The sequence below is a fragment of the Cellulomonas taurus genome (assembly GCF_012931845.1).
In the GTDB taxonomy this organism is placed as follows: Bacteria; Actinomycetota; Actinomycetes; order Actinomycetales; family Cellulomonadaceae; genus Cellulomonas; species Cellulomonas taurus.
The window spans coordinates 3,186,785-3,202,251 of sequence record NZ_CP051884.1; the positions used below are offsets into that span (position 1 = coordinate 3,186,785).

Consider the following 15,467-nt stretch of genomic DNA (forward strand, 5'->3'; position numbering starts at 1 on the left):
GACGTCGCGGCCACCGGGCCTCAGCGGGCCGCGATCAGCTCGGCGATCTGGACCGCGTTCAGGGCCGCACCCTTGCGCAGGTTGTCGTTGGAGATGAACAGCACCAGTCCGCGACCCTCGGGGGCCGACCGGTCCTGCCGGATCCGACCGACCAGCGACGGGTCGGCGCCGGCCGCCTGCTGCGGGGTCGGCACGTCGACCAGTCGCACGCCCGGGGCGTCGGCCAGCAGCTCCTCGGCCCGCTCCGGGGTGATCGGCCGGGTGAACTCGGCGTTGATCGACAGCGAGTGCCCGGTGTAGACCGGCACCCGGACGCAGGACCCGGCGACCAGCAGCTCGGGCAGGTGCAGGATCTTGCGCGACTCATTGCGGAGCTTCTGCTCTTCGTCGGTCTCACGGGAGCCGTCGTCGACCAGGTTCCCGGCCATCGGCAGCACGTTGAACGCGATCGGCGCGACGTACTTCACCGGCGCGGGGAAGGTCACCGCCGACCCGTCGTGCACCAGCGCCAGGGTGTCCTGGGACAGTGCGGCGCGGGCCTGGTCGTCCAGCTCCTGCGCACCGGCCAGTCCGGAGCCGGAGACCGCCTGGTAGGTGGACACGATGAGGCGGCTCAGCCCGGCCTCGGCGTCCAGCACCTTGAGCACCGGCATCGCGGCCATCGTGGTGCAGTTCGGGTTGGCGATGATGCCCTTGACCGCGGCGTCGATGTCCTCCGAGTTGACCTCGGAGACCACCAGCGGCACCTCGGGGTCCATCCGCCAGGCCGAGGAGTTGTCGATCACGGTGACCCCGGCGGCGGCGAACCGCGGCGCCTGGGCCTTGCTGGTGGCACCTCCGGCGGAGAACAGCGCGATGTCCAGGCCGGTCGGGTCCGCGGTGGCCGCGTCCTCGACGACGATCTCCTCGCCGCGCCAGGGCAGCGTGGTCCCGGCGGAACGGGCCGAGGCGAAGAACCGGATGCCGGCGACCGGGAAGTCCCGCTCCGCCAGCAGTCGGCGCATCACGGCGCCGACCTGTCCGGTGGCGCCGACCACCCCGACGTTCAGTCCAGCGCGTGCCGCGTTCATCGTCCGGTCCCTCCGTACACCACTGCCTGCTCGTCGGTGCTGTCCAGCTCGAAGGCGGTGTGCACCACCCGGACCGCCTCGTCCAGCTGATCGGCGCGGGTGACCACCGAGATCCGGATCTCCGAGGTGGAGATCATCTCGATGTTGATCCCGGCCTCGGACAGCGCGGCGAACAGCCGGGCCGACACCCCGGGGTGCGACTTCATCCCGGCGCCGATCAGCGACAGCTTGCCGATGGTGTCGTCGTACTGCAGCGAGGTGTAGCCGATCTCCGGCTGGTGTGCGGTGAGCGCGGCGATGGCGATCGACCCGTCGTCGGCGGGCAGCGTGAAGGAGATGTCCGTGCGACCGGTGGACGCGGCGGACACGTTCTGCACGATCATGTCCAGGTTGGCACCGGAGGCGGCCACCACCTCGAAGATCTTGGCGGCCTTGCCGGGCACGTCCGGGACGTCGACGATCGTGATCTTCGCCTCGCTCCGGTCGTGCGCGACGCCGGAGATGATCGGCTGCTCCATCGGTGCTGCTCCTTCGGGGTCGGTGGGATCGCAGACCAGGGTGCCGTCGTGGCCGGAGAACGAGGACCGGACGTGCACGGGGACCCCGTACCGCCGGGCGTACTCGACGCAGCGCAGCATGAGCACCTTGGCCCCACTGGCCGCCATCTCCAGCATCTCGTCGTAGCTGATCCGCTCGATCTTGCGGGCGGAGGGGACGATGCGCGGGTCGGCGGTGAACACGCCGTCCACATCGGTGTAGATCTCGCAGACGTCGGCGCCGAGGGCTGCCGCCAGGGCGACGGCGGTGGTGTCCGACCCGCCGCGGCCGAGGGTGGTGACGTCGTTGGTGTGCTGGGTGACACCCTGGAACCCGGCGACGATGGCGACCGCGCCCTCGTCCAGCGCGGTGCGGATCCGGGACGGGCTGACGTCGATGATCCGCGCCTTGCCGTGCACCTCGTCGGTGATCACTCCGGCCTGCTGTCCGGTGAAGGACTGCGCCTCGACGCCCAGGTTGCTGATCGCCATCGCCAGCAGCGACATCGAGATCCGCTCACCGGCGGTCAGCAGGATGTCCATCTCCCGCGACGGCGGAAGCGGCGTGACCTGCTGCGCGAGATCGATCAACTCATCGGTGGTGTCGCCCATCGCGGAGACCACCACGACCACGTCGTCGCCGGCCCGCTTGGCCTCGGCGATCCGCTTCGCGACGCGCTTGATGCTCTCGGCGTCGGCAACCGAGGAACCGCCGTACTTCTGCACGATGAGGGCCACGTCAGGACTTTCAGGGTCGGACGGATCGGCGCGGCTCGCGCCTCCGGCGAGTGTAGGGCGGACGCTCGCGGCGTGGGACGCCCGTCTCACGACAGCCCTAGAGCAGGTCCGAACCCAGCTTCACGATCAGCACCGCGACCACGACCAGGAACACCACCCGGACGAATCCGCTGCCCCGGGCCACCGCCGTCCGCGCGCCGAGGTACGCCCCGGCGATGTTGGCGGCGCCGACCATCAGCCCGAGCAGCCACAGCGGTGCCCCCTGGATCGTGAACACGATCAGCGCACCGAGATTGGTCGCCGCATTCACGATCTTCGACTGGGCCGAGGCCTCCAGGAACGCGTACCCGAGCACGCCGACCAGCGCGATCACCAGGAAGGACCCGGTGCCCGGACCCAGCAGCCCGTCGTAGGCGCCGATCCCGCAGCCCAGGCCGAGGGCGACCAGCAGATGGGTCCGGCCCTGCCACCGCAGCTCGGTCGCCCGGCCGATCGTCGGCCGCGCCACGGTGTACGCGGCCACCGCGACCAGGGCGACCAGGATCACCGGGATGAACACGCCCTCCGGCAACGACGACGCGAGCAACGCGCCGCCTCCGGCACCGACCAGGGCCGCGAGCGCCATCGGACCCGCGGTGCGCAGATCGGGATGCACCCGCCGGTAGAACGTCGCCGCGCTGACCGAGGTGCCCATGATCCCGGCGAGCTTGTTGGTCGCCAGCGCCTGGACCGGGGAGATCCCCGGGACCAGCAGCAGCGCCGGCAGCTGGATCAACCCGCCGCCACCGACCACGGCATCCACCCAGCCCGCGGCGAAACCGGCCAGGACCAGCAGGACGACGGTGGTGACCGAGAGGTCGAGGCCGGAGACGGTCATGCCCGCCATCCAACCCGGTCACCCGGCGGCGGACCACCGTGGACCGACGGGTGGCTCCTAGGATCGGCCCCATGAGCGCCTCCGAGCCGCTGCTGGCCGCCCTCCGTGTCTTCCGTGACCTGGGCTGGGACGGGGCATCGCTCGCCGACGCGCCGCACCTGCCGCTGGGCACGCCGGAGCAGCGCGCGGTGGCCAAGCGGGGGCTCGCCTCCGGCGACTGGTCGGCGATGGGCCAGACCGGACCGAACAGCTGGGGCGAGGTCTGGTCGGTGGACGTCGACCGCGCGATGCTCGGACTGTTCGCGGTCCGGGTCGGGGTGGACGCCCGCCGGGCGGCCACGGTGATGCCGAGTGCGCGGACGGTGGACGACACGCTGGCCACCGAGGTCCTGGCCCAGCGCGGACCGGCCTTCGCCGAGCAGTTCATCGCGCGGGCCTGCGTCCCGGCCCGGCGGCTCTGGACCCACGACAGCACGGCCCTGGCCGGTGCCGCCGTCCGCCTGGTGATCCGGCACGCGTTGCCGGTGCCGGCGAATCTGGACTACCTGAAGGACTGGGCCAGCTACGCCGCGGGCGCGCTTACCGACGGCGAGGCGGGCGAGCTGATGCCGGCGGCTCGCGGGTGGATCCCGGCTGATGATCTGGCGCCGCGCTACGCGGAGCACGCGGTGGCGGCGGTGCTCGCCGGAGTGCCCGCCACCGGACCGTTCGCCGCCACCTTCGGCCCCGCGGTGGCACGGGGCTGGATCGACCGGCAGGCCGCACTGGACCTCGCGTTCACCGGGCTGGACACCGCGCAGCGACCGGGCGACCGCAAGGCGTGGACGCAGGTGATCACCGGACCGCTGGCGGCGACCGCCGAGGAGATCGCCGCGCGGGCCACCGCGCTGCTGCCGATCCTGGCGCACGGTGACGCGCCGGTGATCGAGGCGCTGGCCCCCGCGCTGATCCAGCACGCGACCCAGGACCAGGTGCTGGAGCTGCTGGGCGCCACCCTCTTCGTGTCCAGCGCCAAGGCGCGGCGGCTGCTGCTGACCACCGCCGCCCGCCGCCCCGCGATCACCGTCGACCCCGACCACCCGGTGGCGGAGCTGCTGACCACCCTCGCCGACGACGCCAGTCCGGCCGTGGCGAAGGCCGCCGCGGCACTGATCGCAGCCTGGTCGGTGCCGGTGACGCCGACGGCACCCGAGCCGATGGTCGCCCGCGGGCTGTGGCAGCCGACCCCGCCGCTGTGGACGGTGCAGCGTTTCACACCGGGGACGGCGACGCCGGAGCGGGTGACCGACGCGCTCAGCCGAGCGGCGGTGCCGGACGGTCCCGCCGACCCGCTGGACCAGGAACTGCTGCTCACTCTGACCGTCGAGTTGGCAGCTCAGGACCGGGACGCCGCGCGGCAGGCGCTGGCCGGGATCGGGGACCGCGTGGAGCGCGCGCTCGCGGGGCTGTCGTCCTGGGTCACCGGGCGCCCCTCCCCCTCTCTGGAACACGCGGGTCGACGGCTGGTCGCCGGGCCCGAGGCGGCCCGGAACACCGGGGTGCCCGACCGTCTCGGCGTCATCCCGGTATTGCTGTCCACCCCGAGCTGGGTGGACCTGCGGATCGATCCCGCCGACCTGGTGGACCGGTTGCGCCGCTACCGGAGCCTGCGCCAGGTGCCGGTGGTCGAGGCCGATCTGCTGCTCGCGATGCTGCGCACCGACGCCGAGCTGCTCACCCCCGCGCTGCGGGCGGAGCTGACCGACCTGACCGTGCCGATCGGCCGTCAGGACGGCAGCACCCTGCCGATCACCGCCGGGCCCGCCGTGCTGGCCTACCTGGACGACCCGCTGCCCGAGCCGCGGCTGGTCGCCGCCCCGGACCGGCCCTGGTGGCAGGTCGAGCAGGAACGGGTGCCGGAGTCGTTGGCGGCGTTCCCGGACCGGTTCGGCACCCGGCTGGACTCGCTCGCGGTCCCGGTGCGCCCCGACCCGGACCGTGGTCACGGCGGGCTCGACGTCCCGGCGGTCCAGCGGATCCGACGACGCACCCCGTTCAGCCCGGCGAGCGCGATCCAGCTGATCGGCGCTGCCCGGGACCCCGGCTCCGATGCGGTGGACGCGGCACAGGAGGCGTGGCGGCGCGGGCTGCTGCGGCCGGGGGCCGCCGACATCCGCTACCTGGACTGGTGGACGGGCGCCCCGTCGAACCTGGCAGCCCTCGCCACCGCCTGCCGGGATCTGGCCGAGGTCGGGCTGCTGTCGGTGGTCTGGCCGGTGCTGGACGACCTGGTCGCCGATGGACTGACCCGCACTCGGATGCCCGCCGGGACCGCCGAGGTGGTCGCGGTGATCCAGGAGCTGCTGCCCGAGGTCACCGACGCCGACGCACTCGCCCTGCCCGGGGTGCGTGCCCTGGCAGCGAAGGGCGGGTCCTCGCGGGCGGTGACCCTCGCCCGAGCGGTGGTGGCGCAGCTGCCGGCGCCGATGACCCCCGCGCCCGCGCCCAGCTCCACCCCGACGGTGACCGCCGAACAGCAGGCTCGCTGGCCGGTCACCGCGGGGGCCGCGCCGCTGATCGACGACGGCACGAGCTTCACCGCCAGCTGGGACGACCCGGATGGTCCCGGCAAGATGGTGGTCCTCGATGTGACGGTGCCGGACGGTGGGCGCTACCGGGTGGTCAAGGGCTGGTTCTACGACCTGACCGTGGAGGGGCAATGCGCCGCCGGACGGTGGACGGACGACACGCCGCCGCCCCGGAACAGGGGCCGGGACAGCTGGCTGCGTTGGGCCGACGGGCGCTTGGTGGTGGGCGAGCACCGCAACTGGGTCCGCGGCAGCGACGGCCCGCTGGCCGGGGACGGCGCACGCGGCCCGCTCACCACGTCGATGACGGCGGTGGTGCTCGCCTCGCTCTGCCACGACAGCGCCGACGCGCTGTCCTCGGTGGTGACGATCCTCCGGGAGGGGCTGATCGGCGCCGCGGGCGTGCGTGCGGTGCTGCCGTCCCTGCTCGCCCAGCCGGTGATCAGCCCGGCCCGCATGGTGCGGCCGCTGACCGACGACGCGACGTCCCTGCCGATCCTGTGGCCGGTGCTGACCGAGTCGGTGCGGCACGCCGCGGCGGTCGACGGCGGTCTGCCCCGGTGGCTGAACACGGTGCTGGACGTGGCGCTGAGCCATGCCCCTCTGCTGCGGTGGGCGGCGTCCGAGGGCCGGATCCCGGCGGTGGACGCGGCGTGGCCGGGGCTGGCGGCGATCGCCGACCGGCGGGGATCGGCGGCGGCGCTGCGGAAGGCGCGGGAGCTGCGGGACGCCCTCGGGGTGTAGCCGGGGTTGACGGGGTCATCGGCCCAACGCTCGGCCATTCGCCTCGGGGGGGTGGTGCCCCGTCACTCGGGCAGGGCGACCCCGTGGGCGTCCAGCACCGCACGCCCGGCCCGGCGCAGCGCGGCACCCGCCTGCGCGGAGCCCGCGTACCCGGCGACCATCGCCCCGTCCCGCAGCAGCACCAGTTCCAGTGCCGCCTGCTCCGGGTCGCGGGCTCCGGCCTGGTCGAGCAGGGCGCGGGCGGTGTCGGTGAGCCAGGCCCGGTGCTCGGCGACGACGGCCCGCACCGGGTGTGCGGCATCCGCGTACTCGGCGGCGGCGTTGATGAAGGCGCAGCCCCGGAAGCCGGGTCGGCACGACTGGTCGTCCAGCGAGTCGGCGTAGTGGCGCAGCACGGCGACCGGATCGTCGGGGTGCGCGGCGCGGACCTGGTCGACGGCCGCGCGCTCACCGGTGGCGATGGCCCGCAGGTAGGCGACGACCAAGTCGTCCTTGGTGCCGAAGTGGCGGTAGAAGGTGACCTTGCTGACGGTGGCGGCCGCGATCACGCGGTCGGCGGAGACCGCCCGGATGCCCTCGGCGTAGAACAGCCGACTGGCGGCGGCCAGGATCTTCGCGGCCACCGGGGAGGTCGGGAGCGCCTCGCCGGCCAGGGAGGCGCCACGGGCCGGGTCGCCTTGATCGACGGCGCCGACCGCACCGACCGGAAGACCGGTGGCCGGCTGCGGGTCGATGCCCGTGCTGGTCGTGCGCATGACGCTCCTCCGCTCGGTCGGGTCCTCGGGTGCAGCGGGAAGTCTTGCACGCCCGCCACCCCCCATGGTCTAGTAGACGTACTAGTTCGTCTACCTGAGGAGTCGCCATGAGCGCCATCTACACCGCCACCGCCACCTCCACGGGTGAGGGCCGTCGCGGCGGCCAGGTCGTCAGCAGCGACGGCACCCTCGACCTCACCCTCGCCGTGCCGACCGAGATGGGCGGCGCCGGAGGCGGCACCAACCCCGAGCAGCTGTTCGCCGCCGGGTGGTCCGCCTGCTTCCACTCCGCGATGAAGTCGGTCGCCGCCGCGCAGAAGGTGCAGCTGCAGGACTCCGCCGTGACCGCGGACATCACCCTGGTCCCGAACGGCGACAACGGCTACACCATCGCCGCCGCCCTGCACGTGGAGATCGGTGGCCTGGACCAGGCGGCCGCCGAGGACCTGGTCGCCAAGGCCCACCAGGTCTGCCCGTACTCCAACGCCACCCGCGGCAACATCGAGGTCACCCTGGAGACCACCGTCGCCTGACCGCAGCCGGGGCGGGCCGACACCAGCGGCCCGCCCCGTTGGCGTGAGGACCTAGGGTCGGACCATGCGCAGCTTCACGGGAGCCTCGTCCCTGATCGACGACGCCCTGGGCCTGGCGCTCGCGCCCGCGCTCACACCACACGGCCTGGACCCACGCCCGAGCTTCTTCCACGGCTTCGCCACCCGTCCGCAGGTGCTGGCCCGCGGGCTGGTCACCCTGGCCGACATCACCGCCACCCGGTACTTCCAGTACACGCCGACCACGCAACGTGACCCGGTGCTCACCGCCCAGGGCGACCGGCTGCGCGCCGAGTGCTTCTCCGCCTGCAACAGCGTCTACGCGCGGCTCGACCTGCTCGGCGCCGGATTCGACGGTGGCGACATCGCCCACGGCACCACCAACGTCGACCTCGGCGCCGCCATGCGCGCCGCTCTGGTCGCCGTGCACGCCGACCAGCTGCTGCACCTGGACGTCGGCGAGGCCGGACTGACCGTCGCCAGCCCGGAGCGGACCGCCGTCGAACGCCCGGTCGCCATGCCCGACCGCTGGGTGCGCGCCCTCGGCAACGCCGCCGAGCTGCACCGCGGCCTGCCCGCCGCCTTCACGCTCACCGGCACCGCCGCCCGTCAGTTCGTCGCCGGACTCCCCGCCGCCACCGCCACCGGCCGCGACGGCTGGCTCACCCCGACCCGCACCGGCGTCCGCCTGAGTCCCCGCGCCCAGCCCGGCGGGGTGCACATCGCCGGACTGCATCGACTCAGCGCGGTCAAGCGGCTGCTGAGCCACCTGCGCGAGGTCCGGTGCTACGGCACCGGCGCACCCGGGCCCACCGTGATCGAGTTCGGCCTCCCCGACGCCCGGCTCACCCTCGGCCTGACCGAGGAGCCCTGGCGCGGCCACTCGGGCGAGGGAGCCCTGCTCACCGCCCTGGCCGCGCCGGAGGTGATCGCCGATGCCGACCTGCTCAGCGCACTGCTCGCCTTCGATCCGGTGATCGACCTGCCGCGGCTCGCCCGGGAGGCGGCACTGCCCCCCGACGCCGTACAGCGGGCGCTGGCCGTGCTGGCGGTCTCCGGCCGGGTCGGCTGGGACGCGCACGACCAGGCCTGGTTCCACCGTCAGCTCCCCGACGACCCGGACCGGGTGGAGAAGGACAACCCCCGCCTGGTCACCGCCCGACGCCTGCTCGGCGACGGACGGGTCCGTGCCGCCGAGGACGGCACCTGGCTGGTCGGCAGCGCCCGCGGTGACCTGGAGTACCGGGTGCGCCTGGACCCGGAGTTCCGGTGCACCTGCCCCTGGTGGCTCCGGCACGGCACCCGGCGTGGACCGTGCGCGCACGTCCTCGCGGTGCAGATGTCGCAGGGGCGCACAGTCTCAGGCTGAACGCCGCAGCGCTGCACGTCGCGCAGGCCGACGCCACCAGGCTGATCGTCGCGGGCCGACCTCAGCGCTGAAGCGCGTCGTACTCGGCCTCGGCCGCCACGTCGTCGTCCACGTCCAGCCGCAGGTGACCGAGCAGGCTCATCAGGGTCCGCAGCGCGCTGGACGCCCGGTCGCCCCACACCGACAGGTAGCTGAACTGCCACCACCACAGCGCTTCCAGGGTCCCGCCGGCCTCGGCGTGCCGCAGGCCCTGGGCCAACGACTGTGCCACCGCGACCAGATCACCGGACACGGTTGAGGTGGTGAGCTCCGCACCCATCAGCGGGTCCACCACCTCCGCGTACTCGTCGATGCCCTCCAGCGCGTTCGCCAGCGCGGCCCGCAGCGGCTCGACATCGGGGTCCGGGCCGACATCCGGCTCGAAGCGCTCCGCCGGGACCACGTCCACGATCGCCCCCAGTCGGGCACCCACCGCGAGCAGATCGGAGACCGCGAGCAGCAGCAGCGGGATGGCGGAGTCCGGGTTCGACCCCGCGCCGACCTCGGTCACCGTGCTGAGGAACCGGCGCGCCACCGTGTCGGTCGCCGCCGCGAGCTCCAGCAGGTCGGCGGCGTCGTCACCAGCGTCGGCGGGGTCGATCTGCGGCTGCGGCTCACCGGGGGTCATGCGGCCATCGTCCACCCCGCGCGCGGGCGCCGCAGCGCGAGCGCGCACGACACCGACCGACGACGACCACCCGTCAGGACATCCCCCGCGCGGGCGCCGCAACGCGAGTCCGCACGACGCCGAGGGGCCGCCCGTCGGCACACCCCGTGCGCAAGGCGCCTCGGGTGCGCGGTCAGGCGGAGATGCGACGGCGACCCTCGAACGCGCGGCCCAGGGTCACCTCGTCCGCGTACTCCAGGTCACCACCCACCGGCAGTCCGGAGGCCAGGCGGCTGATCGTCAGCCCCATCGGCACCAGCAGCCGGGCCAGGTAGGTGGCGGTCGCCTCACCCTCGACGTTCGGGTCGGTCGCCAGGATCACCTCGGTGACGGTGCCATCGGCCAGCCGGGTCATCAGGTCCTTGATCCGCAGATCGTCCGGTCCCACCCCCGCGATCGGATTGATCGCGCCGCCGAGCACGTGGTACTTCCCGCGGAACTCCCGGGTGCGCTCGATCGCGACGACGTCCTTCGGCTCCTCCACCACGCAGATCACTGCGGGCGACCGGCGCGGATCCTGGCAGATCCGGCACAGGTCCGACTCGGCGACGTTGCCGCAGACCGTGCAGAACTTGACCCGGGCCTTGACCTCGGTGAGCGCGTCGACCAGACGCTTCACGTCCTCGCCGTCCGCCGCCAGGATGTGGAACGCGATCCGCTGCGCGCTCTTCGGCCCGACGCCGGGCAGGCGGCCGAGCTCGTCGATCAAGTCCTGGACGGCACCCTCATACACGCGGACAGCCTACGGCCCGGGACCCACACCCGCGGTCCCGCCGACTACTGGTCGTCGATCTGCTCCTCGATGATGACCCCGCCGAGCGCCTGGGCGACCAGCTGGATCCCGGCCATGCCCGAGGCGGAGATGTCCGGGTCGTCCATCGAGGGCTCGTCATCCGCCCAGTTCGGGGTCCGGGTCGGGGTGACGGTGACCGGCTCGCGCATCATCGCCGCCCGGACCCGGTCGGCTCCGCTCAACGGCGCGCCCGGGGTCGGGGGGCGACCCGCGCCGGACCCGCTCGGAGCAGTGCCGGTCGGAGCAGTGCCGGTCGGGGCAGTGCCGGTCGGGGCGGCGGCGCTCGGAGCGGTGCCGGTCGGGGCGGTGGCGGCCCGCGGCGCGGTGGACGGCGCGGCCCACGGGTCCTCTGGCGGCTCCGGCATCCCGGGGTCCTCCGGGTCGTCCCACGGCGGGGGCGGCTCGTCGGCGAGGGGCGGCTCCTGGTCGAGCTCCCGCGCCGAGTCGCGGGTGGCCGCGGCCACTCGGTCGTCCCCCGCGGATCCGGCGTCGGTCCGCACGCCGGGGCGCGGTTCACCGGCGTCGGTCCGCACACCCGGGCGCGATTCGACGGCGTCGGTCCGCACGCCCGGGCGCGGTTCGACGGCTGCGGCAGGCGACGCGTCGACGGTCGGCTCCGGGGTTGCGGCGGCCCGGAGGGCCGCATCGGCGGGGCCGTCGTGCCCGGTGGCCGTGGGCTGCCCCGCGTCGGCGTCGTCGACCGCTGCCGTGGCGGGTCGAGCACCGGGAGCGGAGTCGGCATCCGCCTCGGACCACGCCGCGTCACCGGGGATCGGCGCCACAGCGGGCCAGTCGGTGTCGCTCGACGAGCCTGCCGCCGCGGCACCGTCCGCCGTGGGCATCGACCCGTCCACGGTGCTCGGGCTGGCGGTGGCCGATCCGCCGCTGCTCCCGGGGATGGGGGCGACCTCCGGCCACGCACCGGCAGCCTCCTGCGTCCCACCGTCGCGCGCGGTCGCGTCCGACGGCTCAGCCGGAGTCGCCTGCGCCCACGGGTCCGCCGGTGCGTCGTCGTCGCCACCGTCGACCGGGGTCGCCGTCGGCGCGCTGTCGTGTTCCCGCGCGGTCCCGGTGGCACGTGCCGCCGTCGCCTCGGGGGCCGGAGCCGACGGCACTGCCGCTGCGGGTCGGTCAGCCTCCGGGCGCGCGGCCGGGCCGTCGCCGGCGAGGACGCCCTCGACCCGGACGTCGAAGCCCAGCGTCTCGCGCACCGCCTGGTGCACCAGCTCGGCGTGCGGGCCGTTCCGGAACGCGGTGGCCAGGCCGGGCGCGGTGAAACCGAGCTTCAGGGTGGTGGCATCCAGCTCGATGACCTGCGCGTTCTGACTGATCAGCACCCAGGTGGTCTTCTTCAGACCGGCGAGGGTCTCCAGCACCTCCGGCCACCGGCGGCGCAGCATCTCGGTGTCCTGACCGGCACCGGTGCGGGCGGTCGGCGCCGGGCCCGGGTCGGCGGGGGCGCCCCCGGCGGGCACCGAGGCGGTGGCCGCCACCGGGTCGGACTCGACCTCGGTCAGCGGCGCGGTCGGCTGGGGGGTGACGACCGCGACCGGCTGGGCGGCGGGCACGTCCTCCCAGCCTGCCGGTTCCCGGCGGGGGGCATCCTGTCGCCCGGCGGGGGCCGAGTCGGCGGGGGCGACGGCCGTGGCCGCGGCCGACTCGTCCATCGCGCCCGCGGCGTCCTGGGTTCGTCCGTCAGCAATGTCGGCGTCGTCCGCCTCCCCCGTCGTCACTGGCGCCTCGGGTGACCGGTCGCCCGCGTCCTCGGGCGTTGCTGCGGGGAGGGGAGCATCGTTGGCCGGGGCCGAGGTTGGGCCCGCGCCCTGGGGTGCCGTGGCGGGGAAAGGCCCGTCGGCAGGGCTCGCGGCACGCCCTGCGCTGGGAGGTGCCGTGGCGGGGACAGGCCCGTCGGCCGGGCTCGCGGCCAGCCCCGCACTGTGGGGGGCCGTGGCGGTGCCGGCATCGTCGGCCGAGGCCGCGGGGCTGTCCTGCGGGCGGGCCGGGGCCGTCGTCGCAGGCTCCGGTGCGCGCACCGGCGTGCCCGCGTCCCCACGACCGGCGGCCGCCATCGCTGCGCGGGCCAGTGCGGCACCGCTCGCCGCCGTCTCCGGCGAGGCCCCGGCACCACCGTCGACGGGGGCGGTCACCACGGCCACCCGCTCCACGGGGGTCACCGGTGTCACCGGATTGGTCGCCACCGGCTGCGCGGGAGCACCACCACCGGTCACCCCGGTCCGCTCCAACCGGTCCACCCGCGCACCCAGTCCGGCCGCGGAGTCGTCCATCGCGGGCAGCAACAGGCGGGCCATCAGGAGTTCGAGGTGCAGCCGGGGCGAGGTCGCGCCGGACATCTCGGTGAGGGCGGCGTTCGCCAGGTCGGCGGAGCGGGACAGCTCGGAGGCACCGAGGTGCTGGGCCTGGGTCCGCATCCGGGTCAGCTGGTCGCCGGGGATGTCCCGCAGCACCGCGTCGGCCGCCTCGCCGGAGGCCTGCAACACGATCAGGTCGCGCAGGCGTTCCAGCAGGTCCTCGACGAACCGACGCGGCTCGTGACCGGTGGAGATGACCCGCTCGACCACCCGGAACGCACTCGCGCCGTCGCGGGCGGCGATGGCGTCGACCAGGTCGTCGAGCAGCGAGGCATGGGTGTACCCGAGCAGCGCGACGGCATCCTCGTAGACCAGTCCCTGTGGGCCGGAACCGGCGATCAGCTGGTCCAGCACCGACAGCGAGTCACGCACCGACCCGCCGCCGGCCCGGACGACCAGCGGCAGCACGCCCGACCCGGTGGCGATGCCCTCGGTGGCACAGATCTGGCCGAGGTAGTCGGTCATGATCTCCGGCGGCACCAGCCGGAACGGGTAGTGGTGGGTGCGGGACCGGATGGTGCCGATCACCTTGTCCGGCTCGGTGGTCGCGAAGATGAACTTCACGTGCTCCGGCGGCTCCTCGACGATCTTCAGCAGCGCGTTGAAGCCCTGCGGCGACACCATGTGCGCCTCGTCCAGGATGAACACCTTGTAGCGGTCGCGCGCCGGGGCGAAGGTGGCGCGTTCGCGCAGGTCACGAGCGTCGTCGACACCACCGTGGCTGGCGGCGTCGATCTCCACCACGTCCAGGCTGCCCGGGCCGCCGCGGGCCAGCTCGACGCAGGACGGGCAGACGCCGCACGGGGTGTCGGTCGGACCCTCGGCGCAGTTCAGGCAGCGGGCCAGGATGCGGGCACTGGTCGTCTTGCCGCAGCCGCGCGGTCCGGAGAACAGATAGGCGTGATTGATCTGCCCGCTGCGCAGGGCCTGGCGCAACGGCCCGGTGACGTGGTCCTGCCCGACGACCTCGGCGAAGGTCTCGGGCCGATAGCGGCGGTACAGGGCGGTCGTCACGCCGTGAACTGTAGTTGGCCCGACCGACACAGATCAGAGCGGTGGCGGAACCCGGTCGGGTACGAGACGGTAGCCACCCAGGGGGTGAGACAGTCATGACCGAGGGTCGAGATCGCTGTTATGGTCCAGGCCGTCCGCCCCCGCCTGGGACAGGAGTCGAGCACGTGAGCAGCTACATCGCCCCCCACAGCCGCACCACGGCTGGGTCGATGTGTGTCTGCATGTGCCGGAAGGGCGCCTGTCAGCGAATGTGCTGACGCTGCCACGCAGCACCCGGGCCCCGGTCCGACCGATCCCCGCCCCGCCGCCGACCTGCGGCCGGGCAGCCGCCCTGACCTGAACAGGGCAGCGGATCGCCGTCGCCGATCAGGGCCACTCGCCGGACCGCCGACCCGCGCCGTCCGACGACGCTCCACCCCGACCTCACCGGCGACCTCCGTGCCCAGCACCGCCGGTTCCCCTCAGGAAGGCCACCATGAAGCGCACCCTGACCGCCGCCCTCACCGCCGTCACCCTCGCGGTGCTGGCGGCCTGCTCCTCCGGTTCGCCGGAGGCAGTGCCGACCGAGGCGTCCACCGACGACCCGGTCACCGTGACCATCGGTGTCACCGACATCGACAAGGACTACTGGGACACCTTCACCGAGCTGGCGGCCGAGGAGGGCATCACCGTCGAGCTGAAGAACTTCACCGACTACCAGCAGCCCAACCCGGCGCTGAGCAACGGCCAGCTCGACCTGAACCAGTTCCAGCACCTGCTGTTCCTGGCGAACTACAACGTGAACTCCGACGACGACCTGGTCGCCATCGGCGGCACCGTGATCTACCAGCTCGGTCTCTACACCGAGAAGGGCTACGCCACCCCGGACGACATCCCGGACGGTGCCCAGATCGCGATCCCGAACGACGCCACCAACCAGGCACGTGCGCTGCTGGTGCTCCAGTCGGCCGGTCTGATCAGCCTCAAGGGCGGCGGCAACGCGCTGTCCACCCCGGCCGAGATCGACACCGACGCCTCCCGGGTGCAGGTCGTCCCGGTCGACGCGAACCAGACCTCGGTGCAGCTGCGCAGCCTGGACGCCGCGGTGATCAACAACAACTTCGCCGCCGACGCCAAGATCGACCCGACCTCGGCGATCTACTCCGACCTGGAGGACACCGACACCGCACGGCCGTACGTCAACGTCTTCGCCGCCCGGGCCGATGACGCGGACAACCCGCTGTTCGCGAAGCTGGTCGAGATCTACCACCGCCCCGAGGTGATCGACCAGGTGCTGGAGTCCAACAAGGGCACCGCGGTGGAGCAGGACCTGACCACCGAGGAGCTCTCGACCAGCCTGACCGAGCTGCAGGACCTGGTCCGGGACGCGGGCTGAGCG

At 73.8% G+C, this 15,467-nt stretch carries 11 protein-coding genes; 4 read left to right on the top strand and 7 right to left on the bottom strand.

Annotated features, from left to right (window positions below; all coding sequences use genetic code 11):
* Positions 1–20 precede the first annotated feature (20 nt).
* The 3 genes from HGK68_RS14800 to HGK68_RS14810 form a co-directional block, all read right to left on the bottom strand.
* Positions 21–1,070, bottom strand: a complete 1,050-nt coding sequence (locus HGK68_RS14800; protein ID WP_169166650.1) for an aspartate-semialdehyde dehydrogenase — start codon at positions 1,068–1,070, stop codon at positions 21–23.
* Positions 1,067–2,344, bottom strand: a complete 1,278-nt coding sequence (locus HGK68_RS14805) for an aspartate kinase (RefSeq protein WP_169166651.1) — start codon at positions 2,342–2,344, stop codon at positions 1,067–1,069. Before HGK68_RS14805 ends, HGK68_RS14800 begins: the two co-directional genes overlap by 4 nt.
* Before the next feature lie 97 nt (positions 2,345–2,441).
* A complete protein-coding gene (locus HGK68_RS14810) occupies positions 2,442–3,221 on the bottom strand; it encodes a sulfite exporter TauE/SafE family protein (protein WP_169166652.1) in 780 nt (259 codons plus the stop codon).
* Positions 3,222–3,292: 71 nt separating this feature from the next.
* On the opposite strand from HGK68_RS14810, the gene HGK68_RS14815 reads away from it, so the two are divergent.
* Positions 3,293–6,532, top strand: a complete 3,240-nt coding sequence (locus tag HGK68_RS14815) for a hypothetical protein (RefSeq protein ID WP_169166653.1) — start codon at positions 3,293–3,295, stop codon at positions 6,530–6,532.
* Between the two features lie 62 nt (positions 6,533–6,594).
* Here the strand turns inward: HGK68_RS14815 and HGK68_RS14820 are convergent, their stop codons facing one another.
* Positions 6,595–7,287, bottom strand: coding sequence for a TetR/AcrR family transcriptional regulator (locus HGK68_RS14820; protein WP_169166654.1), 693 nt, complete (start codon positions 7,285–7,287; stop codon positions 6,595–6,597).
* A gap of 107 nt (positions 7,288–7,394) precedes the next feature.
* Here HGK68_RS14820 and HGK68_RS14825 point away from each other — a divergent pair, with 107 nt between their 5' ends.
* Positions 7,395–7,820: an organic hydroperoxide resistance protein gene (locus HGK68_RS14825; protein WP_169166655.1), complete on the top strand. Its 426-nt coding sequence runs from the start codon at positions 7,395–7,397 to the stop codon at positions 7,818–7,820.
* Positions 7,821–7,884: 64 nt separating this feature from the next.
* Positions 7,885–9,207, top strand: a complete 1,323-nt coding sequence (locus tag HGK68_RS14830) for an SWIM zinc finger family protein (RefSeq protein WP_169166656.1) — start codon at positions 7,885–7,887, stop codon at positions 9,205–9,207.
* Positions 9,208–9,268: 61 nt separating this feature from the next.
* On the opposite strand, the gene HGK68_RS14835 is transcribed toward HGK68_RS14830, so the two are convergent.
* The 3 genes from HGK68_RS14835 to HGK68_RS14845 form a co-directional block, all read right to left on the bottom strand.
* On the bottom strand, positions 9,269–9,874 hold the full coding sequence (locus tag HGK68_RS14835; RefSeq protein ID WP_169166657.1) for a DUF5063 domain-containing protein: 606 nt from the start codon (positions 9,872–9,874) through the stop codon (positions 9,269–9,271).
* A gap of 172 nt (positions 9,875–10,046) precedes the next feature.
* Positions 10,047–10,646, bottom strand: coding sequence for a recombination mediator RecR (gene recR, locus HGK68_RS14840; protein WP_169166658.1), 600 nt, complete (start codon positions 10,644–10,646; stop codon positions 10,047–10,049).
* A 44-nt stretch (positions 10,647–10,690) separates the two neighbouring features.
* The gene (locus HGK68_RS14845; protein WP_169166659.1) at positions 10,691–14,089 is read right to left on the bottom strand and encodes a DNA polymerase III subunit gamma and tau; all 3,399 of its coding nucleotides are present in this window, start codon (positions 14,087–14,089) and stop codon (positions 10,691–10,693) included.
* A 475-nt stretch (positions 14,090–14,564) separates the two neighbouring features.
* Here HGK68_RS14845 and HGK68_RS14850 point away from each other — a divergent pair, with 475 nt between their 5' ends.
* Complete coding sequence (locus HGK68_RS14850) at positions 14,565–15,464, top strand: MetQ/NlpA family ABC transporter substrate-binding protein (RefSeq protein WP_169166660.1); 900 nt, start codon at positions 14,565–14,567, stop codon at positions 15,462–15,464.
* The last annotated feature ends 3 nt before the right edge of the window (positions 15,465–15,467 follow it).

Bases quoted from the DNA above. Each gene is read 5' to 3' on its own strand.
- HGK68_RS14815 (WP_169166653.1), top strand. From the start codon at position 3,293: ATGAGCGCCTCCGAGCCGCTGCTGGCCGCCCTCCGTGTCTTCCGTGAC.
- HGK68_RS14800 (WP_169166650.1), bottom strand. From the start codon at position 1,070: ATGAACGCGGCACGCGCTGGACTGAACGTCGGGGTGGTCGGCGCCACC.
- HGK68_RS14835 (WP_169166657.1), bottom strand. From the start codon at position 9,874: ATGACCCCCGGTGAGCCGCAGCCGCAGATCGACCCCGCCGACGCTGGT.
- HGK68_RS14820 (WP_169166654.1), bottom strand. From the start codon at position 7,287: ATGCGCACGACCAGCACGGGCATCGACCCGCAGCCGGCCACCGGTCTT.
- HGK68_RS14825 (WP_169166655.1), top strand. From the start codon at position 7,395: ATGAGCGCCATCTACACCGCCACCGCCACCTCCACGGGTGAGGGCCGT.
- HGK68_RS14810 (WP_169166652.1), bottom strand. From the start codon at position 3,221: ATGACCGTCTCCGGCCTCGACCTCTCGGTCACCACCGTCGTCCTGCTG.
- HGK68_RS14830 (WP_169166656.1), top strand. From the start codon at position 7,885: ATGCGCAGCTTCACGGGAGCCTCGTCCCTGATCGACGACGCCCTGGGC.
- HGK68_RS14850 (WP_169166660.1), top strand. From the start codon at position 14,565: ATGAAGCGCACCCTGACCGCCGCCCTCACCGCCGTCACCCTCGCGGTG.